This window comes from Anaerosacchariphilus polymeriproducens (genome assembly GCF_003363435.1).
Taxonomy (GTDB): domain Bacteria; phylum Bacillota; class Clostridia; order Lachnospirales; family Lachnospiraceae; genus Anaerosacchariphilus; species Anaerosacchariphilus polymeriproducens.
Genome location: NZ_QRCT01000049.1, coordinates 381219 through 398170, shown reverse-complemented (window position 1 = coordinate 398170; position 16952 = coordinate 381219). Strand labels below are relative to the sequence as shown.

General features: G+C 35.2%; 16 protein-coding genes. 13 read left to right on the top strand and 3 right to left on the bottom strand.

Going from position 1 to position 16952, the window contains the following annotated elements:
* Positions 1-4 precede the first annotated feature (4 nt).
* Both DWV06_RS15305 and DWV06_RS15300 read left to right on the top strand, forming a co-directional pair.
* Positions 5-739, top strand: coding sequence for a MerR family transcriptional regulator (locus tag DWV06_RS15305; protein ID WP_115483045.1), 735 nt, complete (start codon positions 5-7; stop codon positions 737-739).
* 141 nt (positions 740-880) lie between these two features.
* Positions 881-1936: a GGDEF domain-containing protein gene (locus tag DWV06_RS15300; protein ID WP_205027774.1), complete on the top strand. Its 1056-nt coding sequence runs from the start codon at positions 881-883 to the stop codon at positions 1934-1936.
* 50 nt (positions 1937-1986) lie between these two features.
* On the opposite strand, the gene pdxT is transcribed toward DWV06_RS15300, so the two are convergent.
* Together pdxT and pdxS are read right to left on the bottom strand one after the other, a co-directional pair.
* Positions 1987-2568 (bottom strand): pyridoxal 5'-phosphate synthase glutaminase subunit PdxT, encoded by a 582-nt coding sequence (gene pdxT, locus DWV06_RS15295; protein ID WP_115483043.1) that lies wholly within the window; start codon positions 2566-2568, stop codon positions 1987-1989.
* A 16-nt stretch (positions 2569-2584) separates the two neighbouring features.
* Positions 2585-3460, bottom strand: coding sequence for a pyridoxal 5'-phosphate synthase lyase subunit PdxS (gene pdxS / locus DWV06_RS15290; RefSeq protein ID WP_115483042.1), 876 nt, complete (start codon positions 3458-3460; stop codon positions 2585-2587).
* Between the two features lie 241 nt (positions 3461-3701).
* Here pdxS and DWV06_RS15285 point away from each other — a divergent pair, with 241 nt between their 5' ends.
* From DWV06_RS15285 to DWV06_RS15245, 9 genes are all read left to right on the top strand, one after another.
* The gene (locus tag DWV06_RS15285) at positions 3702-4484 is read left to right on the top strand and encodes a MurR/RpiR family transcriptional regulator (protein ID WP_115483041.1); all 783 of its coding nucleotides are present in this window, start codon (positions 3702-3704) and stop codon (positions 4482-4484) included.
* A gap of 251 nt (positions 4485-4735) precedes the next feature.
* Positions 4736-6310, top strand: a complete 1575-nt coding sequence (locus DWV06_RS15280; RefSeq protein WP_331463340.1) for an alpha-glucoside-specific PTS transporter subunit IIBC — start codon at positions 4736-4738, stop codon at positions 6308-6310.
* A 19-nt stretch (positions 6311-6329) separates the two neighbouring features.
* Positions 6330-7658: a 6-phospho-alpha-glucosidase gene (locus DWV06_RS15275; protein ID WP_115483040.1), complete on the top strand. Its 1329-nt coding sequence runs from the start codon at positions 6330-6332 to the stop codon at positions 7656-7658.
* A gap of 176 nt (positions 7659-7834) precedes the next feature.
* A complete protein-coding gene (locus DWV06_RS15270) occupies positions 7835-9403 on the top strand; it encodes a ClC family H(+)/Cl(-) exchange transporter (RefSeq protein WP_205027773.1) in 1569 nt (522 codons plus the stop codon).
* A 141-nt stretch (positions 9404-9544) separates the two neighbouring features.
* On the top strand, positions 9545-9739 hold the full coding sequence (gene thiS / locus DWV06_RS15265; protein WP_115483039.1) for a sulfur carrier protein ThiS: 195 nt from the start codon (positions 9545-9547) through the stop codon (positions 9737-9739).
* Positions 9739-10545 (top strand): sulfur carrier protein ThiS adenylyltransferase ThiF, encoded by an 807-nt coding sequence (gene thiF, locus DWV06_RS15260; protein WP_328587646.1) that lies wholly within the window; start codon positions 9739-9741, stop codon positions 10543-10545. The genes thiS and thiF overlap by 1 nt, the downstream gene beginning before the upstream one ends.
* Before the next feature lie 31 nt (positions 10546-10576).
* Positions 10577-11344, top strand: a complete 768-nt coding sequence (locus DWV06_RS15255; protein ID WP_115483038.1) for a thiazole synthase — start codon at positions 10577-10579, stop codon at positions 11342-11344.
* A 2-nt stretch (positions 11345-11346) separates the two neighbouring features.
* On the top strand, positions 11347-12498 hold the full coding sequence (gene thiH, locus DWV06_RS15250; protein ID WP_115483037.1) for a 2-iminoacetate synthase ThiH: 1152 nt from the start codon (positions 11347-11349) through the stop codon (positions 12496-12498).
* Positions 12499-12535: 37 nt separating this feature from the next.
* Entirely contained in the window at positions 12536-13159 is a 624-nt protein-coding gene (locus DWV06_RS15245; protein WP_115483036.1) for a thiamine phosphate synthase, read from the top strand.
* Between the two features lie 46 nt (positions 13160-13205).
* Here the strand turns inward: DWV06_RS15245 and DWV06_RS15240 are convergent, their stop codons facing one another.
* A complete protein-coding gene (locus tag DWV06_RS15240) occupies positions 13206-14549 on the bottom strand; it encodes an MATE family efflux transporter (protein ID WP_115483035.1) in 1344 nt (447 codons plus the stop codon).
* Positions 14550-14637: 88 nt separating this feature from the next.
* On the opposite strand from DWV06_RS15240, the gene DWV06_RS15235 reads away from it, so the two are divergent.
* A complete protein-coding gene (locus tag DWV06_RS15235) occupies positions 14638-15261 on the top strand; it encodes a hypothetical protein (protein WP_115483034.1) in 624 nt (207 codons plus the stop codon).
* Positions 15262-15794: 533 nt separating this feature from the next.
* On the top strand, positions 15795-16946 hold the full coding sequence (gene chvE / locus DWV06_RS15230; protein WP_115483033.1) for a multiple monosaccharide ABC transporter substrate-binding protein: 1152 nt from the start codon (positions 15795-15797) through the stop codon (positions 16944-16946).
* Positions 16947-16952 lie beyond the last annotated feature (6 nt).

Genomic DNA, 16952 nt, shown 5'->3' with positions numbered 1-16952 from the left:
AGATATGATGACAGTAAATCAAGTAAGTAAACGCACAGGAGTGAGCGTACGCACTCTGCATTATTATGATAAGATTGGATTATTACATCCGAATGAAGTGACGAAGTCAAAATATAGACTGTATGACGATACAGCCTTAGAACGTTTGCAGCAGATTTTACTGTTTCGTGAATTGCAGTTTTCTTTAAAGGAAATTAAGCAAATAATAGATAGTCCCGGATTTGATAAGAAGAAAGCGCTCGAACAACAAATTGCATTGCTTCAAATGAAAAGAGAACGTCTGGATGAATTAATTAACCTTGCTTTTGAAATAAAATTAACAGGAGTGAAAAAAATGGATTTTTCAGCATTTAATACACAGAAAATAGATGAATACGCAAAAGAAGCGAAAGAAAAGTGGCAAGAGACGGATGCCTATAAGGAATTTGAAACTAAGACAGGAAAATATTCCAAGGAAGACTGGAAACAAATCAACCAAGAAATGACACAGATTTTTGCTGAATTTGGTAAAATGTTAGATTTAGATGTCGATTTGGAAGTAGTCAGGAAGCAAGTCATGAAACTTCAACACTGTATTACGAAAGGATATTATACTTGTACGAATGAAATCCTGGCAGGTTTAGGTGAAATGTATATTGCAGATGGCAGAATGAAAGATTCCATAGACCGGATGGGAGGAGAGGGAACAGCTGAATTTGTCAGCAGAGCCATTAAAAATTATTGTGTATCATTATCTTAATTATCAAGAGAGCGGCATGTCCGCTCTTTTTTAATTGTGCACAGAAGCATAAGGTGTGTTATAATGTAAATATTTGAAAAATAATGGTTAAAGGGGTGAACTATTATAGAGACTATTGATATGCTAAATAAACGTTGGAGGATGTTGCTGTTTAAAAGATTTAGCATAATTGCATTTGTTATCTTTTTGACGGAAGTTATTATATTTCTTTATGATGAGAGGGTAGGATTGTTATGTTTTTCAATACCAATATTTTTAATAAGATTTTTAATAATCCCTTCTGTTTTTAATATTATAGTTTTAGTGATAGGATATCTATTATTAAAATCAGAACGATATTCTGAAACATTTAAAAATATTACGATTTGTATGGTTTGCTTTTTTTTATGTGTATGTGTGGAATTAACTCATTATGTATTTGTACCGGTATTATGTGCACCAGTGATTGCTATTTATATTTCGATTACATTTGGAAATATAAAAATCACACGGTTGTTAACGGTCTTAAGTATTATATCGTTAATATTAGCAGGTATTATAAGTGCGGTTGAATTGCGGGCAGGTGATAAGGAACTCCCTTTTGAAATAGTAGTAGCAATCATCATTACGGTTTGTTCTGATGGAATTGCTTCTTTGCTAATACAAAGAGAAAGGGAAAGAATGAATTTTATGTTACAATGTTATCAGAAACAAACGGAGTTATCGGAACAATTGAACCGTGACACCCTGACCGGATTGTATAATAGAAAAGTAATGTTTGATGTACTGCATGGTGAAATAGAGCAAGGGAATCTGGTATATTTGGCAGTTTTAGATATTGATAATTTTAAAGTTATTAATGATACATATGGACATGCCAAAGGAGACGAAGTTTTATTGTACCTTTCTAAACTATTTAAGAAATATGTTAATAGAATAGGTTATCCGATACGTTTTGGTGGAGAAGAATTTGCTATTATTTTTTCAAATCTTCATGAAGAAAATGTAATTGCTATTTTAGAAAAAATCCGTACAGAATTATTGAATCACACCTTTGTATTGGCAGAGAATGGACAGATAACTCATATTACAATTAGTTCCGGTCTGGTCAGACATAGAGGACTACAATCCATAGAAGAATTATTCAAATCTGCAGATCGTGCAATGTATCAAGCCAAAAAAAGAGGGAAAAACAATATTGTTTATGTACGTGGATAGCTATAAAGTCACAGAATATGAGTTTTCATTTTTATTCTGTGACTTTACATTTAAATTATTGGGACAGGATTCTTGCAGATTGATATAAAGTAACGGTGTATCGAAGAATCCTGAGTAATTTCAGGATGAAACGCAAGACCGAGTTGATTTTGATAACGGGCTGCTACGATTCGGTCATTTACGGTTGCTAATACTTCAACGGAATTTTCTACGGATTCAATATATGGGGCCCGGATAAATACTAATGGGACCTTTCCGATATTTTTGACATCTGCTGATACCGAAAAACTTCCGAGTTGTCTGCCGTAAGCATTTCTTCGTACTTTAATTGGCATGGTAGCAAAATAGGAATTAGAATCATTTGATAGTTCAGAGGCCAGAAGGATCAAGCCTGAACAGGTAGCAAGTACAGGAAGACCATCTTTGATTTTTTCATAAAGAGGTTGAAATAAATCTAATTCTTTTAAAAGTTTTCCCATTACTGTACTTTCTCCTCCCGGAAGAATAAGACCATCGTAACTCTGTTGCAGATCTGTTTTTTTTCTGATTTCAAATGATTCGACGCCTAACTCTTTTAATTTGCCGGCATGTTCCCAAAAGGCACCTTGTAATGCTAATATTCCAATTTTCATGAAGGTATCCTTTCTGCTAAATACCGCGTTCGGCCATTAGCAGCTGAATTTCCTGTTCATTAATTCCGACCATTGCTTCACCAAGGTCAGATGATAATTCTGCTAATATTTTAGGGTCATTGTAATTAGTCACTGCTTTTACTATGGATGCTGCACGTTTTTGTGGATTTTTGGATTTAAATATCCCAGAACCGACAAAGACACCTTCGGCTCCTAACTGCATCATCAGTGCAGCATCTGCTGGAGTTGCAATTCCTCCTGCAGCAAAATTGACAACAGGAAGACGTTTGTTGTCATGGACATATTGTACTAATTCAAAAGGGACCTGAAGTTCTTTGGCAGCATGAAATAATTCATTTTCCTGTAAAGAAACCAGTTCGCCAATCTGCCGGTTCATTTTTCGCATATGACGTACTGCCTGGACAATGTCCCCTGTGCCCGGTTCTCCTTTGGTACGAATCATGGAAGCGCCTTCATTGATTCGCCTGAGTGCTTCTCCTAAATCTTTGGCACCACAGACAAATGGAACTTTAAATCTTGTTTTGTCTATATGATATACATCGTCTGCAGGAGATAATACTTCGCTTTCGTCGATATAGTCGATTTCAATTGCTTCGAGGATCTGCGCTTCTACAAAATGTCCGATTCTTGCTTTGGCCATAACGGGAATTGATACGGCATCCTGGATGCTCTGGATCATTTTGGGGTCACTGGTACGTGAAACTCCACCTGCCGCACGAATATCTGCAGGAATTCTTTCGAGAGCCATAACAGCGCAGGCACCTGCTTCTTGTGCGATTTTGGCTTGTTCCGGCGTTGTGACGTCCATTATAACGCCGCCTTTTAACATTTGAGCTAATGCTTTATTTAATTCATAACGGTTTTCTGACATGAAAATCCTCCTTCTGAAATGGTTTTTATATTAAATTGATTTCAATTGATACTTATTATAACAATATCTGGACTATTGTGAAGAACCAGTTCTATAATAATTATGCATACCAGTTCAAATAGTAAGAGTTAGAATTCTTAATAATAAATAAAAAATTTTTGATTGTTTATAAGCTTCTTGCTATAATAATTAAGAGGGATGAGGAACTTGTGAATCTAACAATTAGAGAAAGGGAATATAAATGAGTATAGAAGAATTAGTAAGGAAGAACTATAATAAATTAAATGAGAATGATATTTATATCTGGCATTTTATTTCAGAAAATAAAAAGAAATGTGGTAACTATACGATTGAAGATATGGCAAAACATTGTAATGTTTCCAGAACGACAATTATGCGGTTTGCCCAGAAATTAGAATTTTCTGGTTTTAGCGAATTAAAGGTAAGGTTAAAAATAGAATGCGAAAAATTGCAGAACCATAATTTCAGAAGTTCAATTGCAGATGTCTGTTATAGTTATCATAGATTGATTAATGATATGGAAGGAAAAGATTTTACGGCAGTCTGTAATATGATATATGGGGCGAACAGAGTTTTTGTATATGGTACGGGAGCGGTACAATCATTTGTAGCCCAAGAGTTGAAAAGAGCTTTTTTGTCTGCACAGGTATGTATCTATCATATTGAGGGACGCGAAAGTGAGGTCGCTTTAGCATGCGATATGCTTACAGATGAGGATCTGGTCATAGTTATTTCCTTGACTGGAGAATCAGATCAGGCAGTTGAATTGGCTAAAATACTGAAATTAAAAAATGTAAAAGCTATATCATTTACGAGAATGAAATCGAATACTTTAGCCGGAATGTGTGATGAAAATATATATATTTCAACTTCACCGGTAGAATCTGGTGACAGGCATTATGAAACTACTTCATTATTTTTTGTAGTGGTAGAAATACTTGTTTTAAAGTATATGGATTACTTACAAAAAATATATGAAGAAACATTTGGTTTAAAAGAATAATCACTTAATTTTTGCATAAATTTTACTATGAAAGATAAAAAGAACAATAACAGTAATAGACACTAATTGCTATCAGAAAATGGCGATTGGTGTCATTTTTTGTGAAATCTCACAGTGAATTGTGAAGATATACTAAAGGACATGCAAAATACCTAAAAATGGTAAAAGTGTTGTATAAATTAGAAATTAATAATAAGATAATGATATATTAAATGGCCGTTTAATAGAATAAGATTATGAAGGAGAAGGTTATGGGAAGTAAAATAATGGAAAAGGTACAACGTTTCGGCGGTGCTATGTTTACGCCGGTACTGCTATTTGCCTTTGCAGGTATAATGGTAGGAATATCTTCTGTATGTAAGAATACGGATATTGTAGGAGCATTGGCTAATGAAACAACCTTGTGGTTCAAGATTTGGAGCGTTGTTGAAAGCGGATCATGGACTATTTTCAAAAACATGCCATTAGTTTTCGTCGTAGCGCTTCCAATTGGATTAGCGAAGAAACAGAATGCAAGGGCGTGCTTGGAAGCATTAGTAATATTTCTTACATTCAATTATTTTTTAAATCAGATTTTTACATTTTGGGGTGATAGTTTTGGTGTAGTGTTTGAAAGTGGTAGGACAGGTATCACTACCGTAGCAGGTATTCAAACATTAGACATGGGAATGATTGGGGCGATTTTGATATCTTCAATAGTTGTATATATTCATAATCGTTTCTTTGATACAGAACTCCCGGAATTTTTAGGTATTTTTAAAGGATCAACGTTTGTATATATGATTTGCTTCTTTGTAATGATACCTGTTGCATTTTTAGTAGCATTGATTTGGCCAAAGGTTCAAATGGGTATAAGTTCTATGCAAAACTTTATTGCAGGTTCCGGTACAGCAGGAGTTGGGATTTATGCATTCCTAAATAGAATACTTATACCAACAGGATTACATCATTTTGTTTATTCACCGTTCCAATTTGATAACCTTGTTGTAGATGGAGGGATTGCTTCCTATTGGATGCAGCATTTAAATGAATTTGCAAATTCAACCAAATCTCTTAAAGAATTATTTCCTCAAGGTGGATTTGCCTTATATGGGATGGAAAAAATGTTCGGCAGTATAGGAATTGCACTTGCAATCTATTCCACTGCCAGAAAAGAAAATCGTAAAAAGGTAGCAGGACTTCTTATACCGGCGACGTTAACTGCTGTGTTATGTGGAGTGACAGAACCTTTAGAATTTACGTTTTTATTTGAAGCACCAGTCTTATTCTTAGTTCATTCAATTTTGTCGGCTCTGTTGGACATGACATGTTACATATTTGGTGTTGTAGGGTATTTTGTAGGCGGAGGAATAGAATTTGCAGCATCGAACTGGATACCTCTGGGAGCGAGCCATGGAATTACATATGTGATACAGTTCATTATAGGATTCGTTTTTATAGGTATATATGTTGTTGTGTTCCGCTTTTTGATTTTGAAATTTAATTTCAGAACACCTGGACGTGAAGAGCAGGGAGAAGAGACGAAATTATTTACCAAAGCAGACTATAAAGAGAAGAAAGCAGCAGAAAAAGGCAGCAGCAGTGATGATTATACAACAAAAGCACAGGCATTTTTGGATGCCTTAGGTGGAAAAGATAATATCTCAGAAGTTAACAACTGTGCTACAAGACTTAGAGTCAGTGTAAAAGATGAGTCTTTGGTACAAGATCCACAAGCATTTAAATCAGCAGGGGCACATGGTGCCGTGATTAATGGAACCTCTATACAGATCATTATTGGACTGAAAGTAGTCCGTGTAAGAGAGGAATTTGAAAAATTGTTATAGATAATAGGAGGACTTAGAAATGAAAAAATATTCAATTGTAATAGCAGGCGGTGGAAGTACCTTTACACCAGGAGTTGCACTTATGCTATTAGATAATAAAGATAGATTTCCAATCAGACAACTTAAATTTTATGATAATGATGAGAAAAGACAAGAACCTATTGCAAAAGCATGTGAAATTTTAATTAAAGAAAAAGCTCCGGATGTTGCTTTTTCTTATACTACCAATCCGGAAGAGGCATTTACAGATATTGATTTCTGTATGGCGCATATTCGTGTAGGTAAATATGCTATGCGTGAATTAGATGAAAAGATTCCTTTGAAATATGGGGTTTTAGGTCAGGAAACATGCGGTCCTGGAGGAATTGCGTATGGAATGCGTTCTATTGGCGGAATTTTAGAATTATTGGATTATATGGAACAATATTCACCAGATGCCTGGATGTTGAATTATTCTAATCCTGCTGCAATTGTTGCAGAAGCAACCAGAAGATTAAGACCGGATTCTAAGATTTTAAATATTTGTGATATGCCAATTGATTTGGAAGAAAAGATGGCAAATATGTGTGGTCTTAAATCCAGAAAAGAAATGTCTGTGAGATATTTTGGTCTAAATCATTTTGGCTGGTGGTCACATATTTATGATAAAGATGGCAATGATTTGATGCCTACAATCAAAAAACATATGGAGCAGCATGGATTTGCATTGGCAACTTCTGAGTTTAATCAACATGTGGAACCTAGCTGGAATGATACATTTGTAAAAGCAAGGGATGTGTATAAGGTCGATCCGGAACATATTCCAAATAGTTACTTAAAGTATTATTTATTCCCTGATTATGTTGTAGAACATTCTAATCCGGAATATACAAGAGCCAATGAGGTAATGGATTATAGAGAAAAGAATGTTTTTGAAGAATGCCATAGAATCATAGATAAGGGAACAGCAGAAGGAACAACCTTTGAGGCAGATGCACATGCTAGTTATATTGTTGATCTGGCTACTGCAATTGCTGAAAATACAAAAGAGAGAATGCTTCTTATTGTACCAAATGAAGGCTCAATAGCCAATTTTGATCCTGAAGCAATGGTAGAGATTCCATGTATTGTAGGAAAGAATGGGTTTGAAAAAATCACTATCGGAAATATTCCACGTTTCCAAAAAGGACTTATGGAACAGCAAGTAGCAGTTGAGAAGTTAGTCGTAGAAGCATGGATTGAAGGAAGTTATCAAAAATTGTGGCAAGCAATTACACTTTCAAAAACAGTACCAAGTGCATCTGTGGCAAAACAAATTTTAGATGACTTAATTGAAGCAAATAAAGATTATTGGCCGGAATTAAAATAATTAATCATAAAATTTCCTTAGTTCTACATGAGTAATTTGAATTTCATGCAATTAAAGATTGTTTTGTACTTCATTGTATGATAAAATTTAGGATTGTGATTATGTCTTTTATTAATTGAATAAATGTTATAAAAACAATCATAAACTTAAAATAAAACTAAGGAGAATTTCATACAATGAATATCAGCAATAACTATAAGAGTTTAGTTAATACACATACAAGAAAATTGTATATTGTATATAAAAGTTTGTTTATAGGTGTTCTGGCAGGAGCTGTTTCGGTAGCTTTTCGATTTACATTAGAGAAAGTGGGTATATTTTCTGAGATAGTTTATCACTTTTTTCGGGAAAATCTAATTTACATACCAATTTTATTAGTAATTTTAGGGTTTGTCGGGTTGGCAGTTGGATTATTAGTACAGAAATATCCTCTAATCGGCGGCAGTGGAATTCCGCAAGTAAAAGCACATATGATAGGTGCTGTGAAAAATAAATGGTTAACCTCTATGATTTTTAAATTTATTGGTGGAACCATATCAATTATTGGTGGACTTTCTGTTGGTAGAGAAGGTCCATCAATTCAGTTGGGAGCTTGCGTGGCTCAAGGGGTAGGTGAAAAAATTGCATCTACCAGAACGGAAAGAAAAGTATTGATTGCCGGAGGTGCAAGTGCAGGGCTTGCTGCAGCATTTAATGCACCGCTTGCAGGGACAATGTTTGCGATAGAAGAGTTGTTCAAATATTTTTCACCCATTGTTTTATTGGCAGTTACTTCGGCTGCTGTTGTTGCTGATTTTATATCCAAAACAATATTTGGTATTGAACCGGTTTTTAATTTTGCAGTAAATGATAGTATACCTTTACACGGATATTGGGTATTTATTCCAATTGGTATTATTTTAGGATTAGCCGGTGCATTTTATAATTGGTCATTGATAAATACACAGAATATAATGAAGAATATCTTTAAAAAATTTCCTTATGTGAAACCAGTGATTCCATTTTTGGCAGCAGGAGTATTGGGAATCTATTTACCGATTGTTCTAGGCGGAGGACATCATTTAATAAAAGAATTAAGTATAGAAAAAAGTTTTCTATGGTTAATCATAATTTTAATTATTAAATTTGTATTTTCTATTGTAAGTTTTAGTTCCGGAGCACCGGGAGGAATTTTCTTTCCGTTACTAGTTTTGGGTGCTACACTTGGGGCAGTCCTGGGAAAGATTTCTGTTACATATTTGGGATTTGATCCTAGTTTATATCATAACTTCATAGTTTTAGCAATGGTTGGCATGTTTACTGCAATTGTTAGAGCTCCGATTACAGGAATCATATTATTAACGGAAATGACAGGTTCGTTTACACATTTGTTATCTTTTACAACGGTTGCTGTTATTGCTTATATAACAGCAGATTTAGTAAAAAGTGAACCTATTTACGAATCATTATTAGAAAGTTACTTAAAAAAGAATGATTTAAAGACAACAAAGCGGGATCATGTAAGAAGAATAACGGTGGAATCGGTCGTTCATTTTGGTTCAAATTGTGAGAAGAAATTAGTGAAACAGATTCCATTTCCTGATGAAAGTTTATTAATATCAATACGTCGAGATGGAAAAGAGATTATACCAAGAGGAGATGTAGAGATGAAGGCAGGAGATTATTTAGTTGTAATAACGGCTGTTAAGGATGAACATAAGGTTAGAACGTTTTTGGATGAAATGACATCCTCTACACATTGTTAAAAATACGGTTTGACATAGAATAGAGATTGTGTTAGATTATAGATAGTTAATTACGAAGAACATAAATGGGGTGCACCACCGAGGGTGTAGTCCTTTTTATGTTCTTTTTTTATTATTAAAATTAGTGAAAGAGGTGAAAAGATGAAGGTTAATGGGAGTGAAATCTTATTAAAAGACTCTGTAAATTTGCAAGAGTTTCTAGAGAAACATCAATATGATACAACAAAGATAGCGGTAGAAAAAAATAGTGAAATTATTCCAAAGGCAAATTACAAAGAAGTAATGTTGAGTGATACAGATGTTCTTGAAATTGTAAGTTTTGTAGGAGGAGGCTGATGATGAGAGTTGTTATTAATGGAGAAAAAAAAGAAACAACCAAATATTTCCTATATGATATTTTAAAAGAATTTAAAATAGGTGGAGAAGTCCACATAGTGAATGGATTTCAGGTAAAAGAAGATTTGAAAATAAAGGAAAATGATGCTTTGATCATTATTGAAAAAGGGAAAATTCCTGATCGTGATAAGCTGGAATTGATGATTTCGGCCAGACATACGCCTAATGTGTTTGAAAAATTAAAATGTGCGAGGGTAGGAATAGCCGGACTCGGGGGATTAGGTTCTAATCTTGCAATTGCATTGGCCAGGACAGGAGTCGGCAATTTGGTTTTGGTAGATTACGATGTGGTAGAACCAAGCAATTTAAATCGTCAAAGTTATTTTATCAATCATTTAGGCAGACCCAAAACGGAGGCGTTGAAAGAACAGATTTCACAAATAAATCCCTATTTGAATGTAGAGATTCAAAACTGCAAAGTAACGCAAAAGAATGCTGCAGAACTTTTTGGCGGGTGTCAGATAGTATGCGAGGCTTTTGATGTTTCTCAGGAAAAAGCGATGTTAGTCAATACACTATTATCAGAGGAAAAAAAGATAATAATTGTAGCAGCTTCCGGCATGGCAGGGTATACTAGTGCAAATGATATTAAAACACAAAAAAAGATGAGTAGATTGTATGTATGTGGAGATTTAGAGAATGAAGCAAAACAAGGCAATGGTCTTATGGCACCAAGAGTACAGGTCTGTGCCGGTCACCAAGCGAACATGGTGCTAAGACTACTGTTGGGGATAGAACAGCCTTAGAAAAAAGAAAGAGCAGAAAAGGAGATTAAAGATGAGTGATAAATTGGTAATTGGCGGACATGAATTTCAATCAAGATTTATTTTGGGTTCCGGTAAATTTTCTTTAGAAATGACAGATAAGGTAATAAAAAATGGAGGAGTCGAAATGGCTACCCTTGCTATACGCAGGGCAAATGCAGGCGGAGAGGAAAATATTCTTGATTATATGCCAAAAGGGATTACACTGCTTCCGAACACTTCAGGTGCAAGAACTGCTAAAGAAGCACTTCGAATTGCAAGATTAGCCAGAGAATTAGGCTGCGGAGACTTTGTGAAGGTAGAGGTGATTCGAGATTCTAAATATCTAATGCCCGATAATTATGAGACAATTAAGGCAACGGAGCTTATGGCAAAAGAAGGATTTATAGTCATGCCATATATGTATCCCGACCTGAATGTTGCAAGAGAATTGGTAGATGCCGGTGCGGCAGCAGTCATGCCTCTTGGAGCTCCGATTGGAAGCAACAAAGGTCTTATGACGAAGGAATTCATAAAAATGTTAGTGGAAGAAATCGATTTGCCAATTATTGTTGATGCAGGGATAGGAAGACCGTCGCAGGCATGTGAAGCTATGGAAATGGGAGTCGATGCGGTAATGGCGAATACGGCAATTGCGACAGCCAACGATGTTGGATTGATGGCGCAAGCATTTAAGAAAGCAATTGAGGCGGGAAGAGAGGCTTATTTAGCAGGATTAGGAAGAGTGTTAAATTTTAAGGCAGAAGCTTCTAGTCCATTAACAGGTTTTTTGGAGGATTAGGAATGCAAGTAGAAATGAATCATATGGAATATATGCCGGATATGGATGTTATTGAGTCTGATATTATGGACAGAGTTCAAAAAAAGATGAAGGCATATGATTATAATTGTTATACAAAAGAGGATGTTATAAGGATATTAAATAAAGAACAAATGAGTATAGAAGATTTTGCTGTTTTACTTTCTCCGGCTGCAGAAGGATTTTTGGAGAATACAGCACACAAAGCACAATTAGAAACGAAAAAGCACTTTGGCAATGCGGTGAGTATGTTTACTCCTTTGTATATCGCAAATTATTGTGAAAATCATTGTGTTTATTGTGGATTTAATTGTCAAAACAAAATTAAACGGGGAAAACTTTCTATGGATGAAATAGAAACTGAATTGCAGACGATTGCATCTACCGGTCTTCAAGATATTTTGTTATTGACAGGAGAATCAAGGAAGCATTCAGATGTGGAATATATAGGGGAAGCTGTTAAGATTGCTGCTAAATATTTCTCTACGGTAGGGATTGAAATTTATCCCCTTAATGTAAAAGAGTATGCGTATTTGAGGGAATGCGGTGCGGATTTTGTTTCGGTATATCAGGAGACATATCATACAGATAAATATGAAAAGGTTCATTTAAGTGGTCATAAAAGAAGCTATCCATATCGTTTTTATTCCCAGGAAAGGGCAATTTTGGGAGGGATGAGAGGGGTTGCTTTTGGAGCTTTGCTTGGACTTGGTGATTTTAGAAAGGATGCTTTTGCTGCAGGACTGCATGCGTATTATGTACAACAGAAATATCCTCATGCGGAAATATCGTTTTCTTTACCCAGATTAAGACCTTATATCAATAATTCTAAAGCAAATCCAAATGATGTTCACGAAGCTCAACTACTTCAAGTGATGTTGGCGTATCGTTTGTTCATGCCTTTTGCAGGTATTACTATTTCTACGAGAGAAAGAGCGGGATTCCGTGATCATGTCATTGGAATGTGTGCGACAAGAATATCGGCAGGAGTAAAAGTTGGAGTAGGTGGTCATGAAGAAGAGAAAAAAGGGGATGAACAGTTTGAAATAGCAGATCCCAGAAGTGTGAAACAGGTACATGAAGCAATTTTAAACAGAGGATTGCAACCGGTATATACAGATTATATCCGAGTGTAAATAGAAATGTGACAGAGAGAAAGGAAGATAATGGGATATGATGGTTGTGACCAGCTCGAGACTGTGTAAAGATAATTTTTTTGACAGAATAGAAAAGATTTCCAGGGGTGGGCCTGAGGGAATCATACTGCGCGAAAAAGAAATGAATCAGGAAGAATACAAAATCACTGCAAGAAGATGCGCTGAAATCTGTCACAAATATAAGGTGCCACTCATTATCAATCATCAGGTAGAAATTGCTCGGGAATTGGAAATCAAGAGGATTCATTTGTCGTATGGGGAATTGATTGAATATGTTGAACCCAAAGAGGAGTTTTCTTGTATGGGAGTATCCGTTCATAGTGTAGAGGAAGCGGTGAAAGCAGCTGAATCAGGTGCTGATTATTTAGTTGCAGGACATATTTTTGAAACCGACTGTAAAAAAGATTTAGAGCCAAGAGGTCCTGGGTTCTTAAAAAATGTTTGTGAACATGTAAAGATACCGGTCTATGCAATTGGAGGAATAAGAAGAGACCGTCTGGAGCAAATTTACGAGTGCAATGCAGCTGGAGTGTGTGTGATGTCAGAATTAATGTTGTGTCAAGAGCCTGATAAAGTAGTAGCAGATTATGAAAAAGAGTGGAAAAAGATTCATGAATTAAAGGAGGAAATCCAAATCTGAAATTGAGAAAACTTTCGAATAATTGGGATTTCCATCCTATACTGTTTTACATTTCTTTTGATATTGCTTTTGCATCCTTTGTATACATAAAAATACAAATGATTGTCAAAACCGTTTCAACAACTGGTTGCGCAGCAATAACACCATTTAATTTCCAAAGATAATTCAAAATGATTACTCCTGGAATAAAAAACACTGCATTTCTCATGACTGTAATAACCAGCGAATTAACTGCCTTGCCTAAAGCTTGAAAATAACTTGTAACCATATTGATAACTCCGAGCATCGGTGCCGACAGGCAAAGAATTCTTAAAAAGTATCCGGTTTGTAAAATCAGAGTTTCATCGTGCAGGAATATGGATACAAGAGGTTTTCCAAAAAGAAGAAAAGCAGCGGTAAATATTGCTCCAAGAAGAACCCCATACATCATTGCATATTTCACAACATCGATCGTTCGTTTCTTCTTTTTTGCTCCATAATAATAGCCAATTAATGGGGTAACTCCCTGTGATAATCCAACTGACAGTAGAATTGGAATCATTTCAAGCTTATATGCAATCCCGTAAGATGCTACTGCATCAGAACCATACATACCAATATAGTTATTTAGTACGATATTTGAAACACTCATAAGAACTGTAATCAGTGCCCCAGGAATACCGATGTTTACAACGTTTCGAATCATTCTTGTATTTGGTGAAAAATATTTTGGGGTTAATGGCACTAATTGATTACCCTTGCATTCCTCACGGATCATGCAGATAATATAGTATATAGTTGCACATAAAAATCCCAAGGAGGTTGCAAGTGCAGCTCCGGCTGTTGCCCATCCTAAAATAACGATAAAGACATAGTCCAATCCAATATTGATGATATTGCCAAGCACTAATCCAATCGTACTTTCTTTTATCAAACCAACAGAACGAAACAGATGGACAAACCCATTTGCGAGCATGATAAAAGGTGCTCCAATAAAAATGTATTTCAAATAGTCACAGGTATAACCTATATTATCCGCATCAGCACCTACCAGTTGTGCTAATGGATGCAAGAACACAAGACCTAGCACAAGTGTGATAATTCCTGCAAACACCAATGCATACACGCAAAAATTCATGGTTGTGCCAGCCTCTTTTTTCTTTTCTTCTCCTAATAGCCTGGCAATTACACTGCTTCCGCCCATTCCAAAGATAAAGGAGAGAGACATTATAATAAGCAATATAGGAGCACACAATGTAACAGCTGCAATGGTTGTTGGTTTTCTGGTCAAAGACACAAAAAAGGTGTCGGCAATATTGTAAATGAGGGTTGTAAGCTGTCCCAACATAGAAGGCAATCCAACTCTCATAATCGCCTTAGGAATATTCTTTTCTTCAAAAATAGATGTCATAGTTTCTAATCCTCCCTTGAAATCTTAATGATTATAATGTAAAATTGATTTCAAAAACTGGACATTTGTCTTGTTGTTTGGAGGACTTATGAAAAAAATTTATGACAAAAACAAAATAGCTACTTTTATTGAAAATAGCAAATATCAAACGGTTCTCAATGAACTGCATGTAGATTTTTGCCTTATAAAATACGAAAAAGGCGAATTGGTCACTTCGCCTTTTCAGAATGAATTGTTATTTCAAATTGTAGAGCATGGATCTATAAATATCTATTTTATTCGTGATGACGGCACACGATATTCTTTGTCAAACGGCTATGCAGACTACTTACTTGGAGACATGGATATTTTTTATCCAAGGAACTATAACATCTATTCTGAAGCAACTGAAAATTTGACCTGCATTTCATTTCCTATTGACAAAAACAGGGAATTATTACTTGCGAACAATCAGTTCCTGCAGCTCATCTGTAATAGTCTATCTGCAAAAATAGGTGCAATAACAAACATTGACGCTGCTCCAACATCCTTAACAGAACGGGTCATGTCCTATATGAAATACAAATGTGATTCAGGTATATTGAAGGGGCTAGAGCAGGCAGCTTTCCATCTTCATTGCAGTTCAAGACAACTTCAAAGAATTTTGAACCAATGTGAAGCGGCTGGCGTAGTCTCAAAAATCGGAAAAGGTACTTATCGTTTAATAGAATAATATATTTATTTCAGAACTCAACCTTCAAATTCGAATTAAACTAATTCAATCAGATTTATCATCCAATGACACTTCTACTAATATTCTTCATTTCTCTCGTTTTGTAATCTTTCATTGAAAAGACAAAGATACATCGTTTCCACTTTGCAAATTTAAATGTTAAGAGAAATTAATGAAAACAATACTCTTAATCTAATAACAATTTAAAAGCAGCAAATAAGATACTGTTTAAACATGTACATATACAACTAAGGTAAAATATACACATAAAATGCAAAAACAATGTTGACAAGTGTAAAAAAATGATATATATTATGACTAACAAGTAATAAAAATAAATAAAAAACAGTTTAAGATGTACACATAAAAGATAAAATACACAATCATCTCATACAAGCGAATATATAGTTTGTTAATGACATATAGAAATAATAGGGGTATGCAAAAAAAGATTGTAATATTGTACAAAACCGTACAACTAGTACGGATTGTAAATACAACTTTAAACCAATGTATGAATGGGAGGTAAAAAAATGAGAAACAAAATCTTAAGTCTTATTCTAAGTGTAGCTATGGTAACGACTATGTTAGTTGGGTGTGGAGAAGGCTCAACGACTGATAAGTCTACAGTATCAGATTCAGCGCAGACAGCTGACAGTGCTAATGTGAATGGGAAAAAAAGTGCAAAAGGAAAAACCGTTGGTTTGGCAATGCCGACGCAGTCATCCGAAAGGTGGATCAGCGATTGTGCCAACATGAAAGAGCAATTTGAGAAACAAGGGTACAAGGTAATTGCTCAGTTCGCGGAAGATGATGTACAAAATCAAGTATCACAGGTAGAGAATATGATTGCTCAAAATGTAGATTGTCTTGTAATTGCAGCAGTAGATTCCTCAGCGCTGGTCAATGTGGAGAAACAGGCAAAGGATGCAGGAATTCCGATTATTGCTTATGATCGGTTGCTTATGGATACCGATGCTGTTTCCTATTATGCTACATTTGATAACAAAGGGGTGGGAGTAGCGATAGGAAAATACATAGAAGAAAAGAAAGACTTAAAAGTTGCCCAAAAAGAAGGAAAATCTTATACAATCGAATTTTTTATGGGATCACCTGACGATAACAATGCTTTGTTTTTGTACAACGGAATCATGGAAGTGTTAGAAGGATATTTAAAAGACGGAACCTTAGTATGCAAATCAGGCAGAACATCTTTTGACGATACATGTATTTTGAGGTGGTCACAGGATACGGCACAAGCCAATTGTGAAAATTATTTAACAGGTTTCTATGCAAAAGAAAAATTAGATATTGTATGTTCTGCATTTGACGGTTTTTCTTATGGATGCAAATCAGCCTTAGAAGGAGCGGGATATTCAGTTGGAAAGGACTGGCCATTAATTACAGGACAAGATGCAGATTTGATGGCTGTAAAAAACATAATAAGTGGTTATCAGACAATGTCTATTTATAAAGATACCAGACTTTTAGCAGAAAAATGTGTGAAAATGGTTCAGGCGGTTTTGGAAGGAAAAGAGCCTGAGATCAATGATACAAATCAATATAATAATGGGGTGAAAACAGTTCCTTCCTACCTTTGTACACCGGTACCGGTAGACAAAGATAATTATAAAAAAGTAATTGTTGATAGTGGATATTACACGGAGGAGCAATTGTCAAAATAGATAACA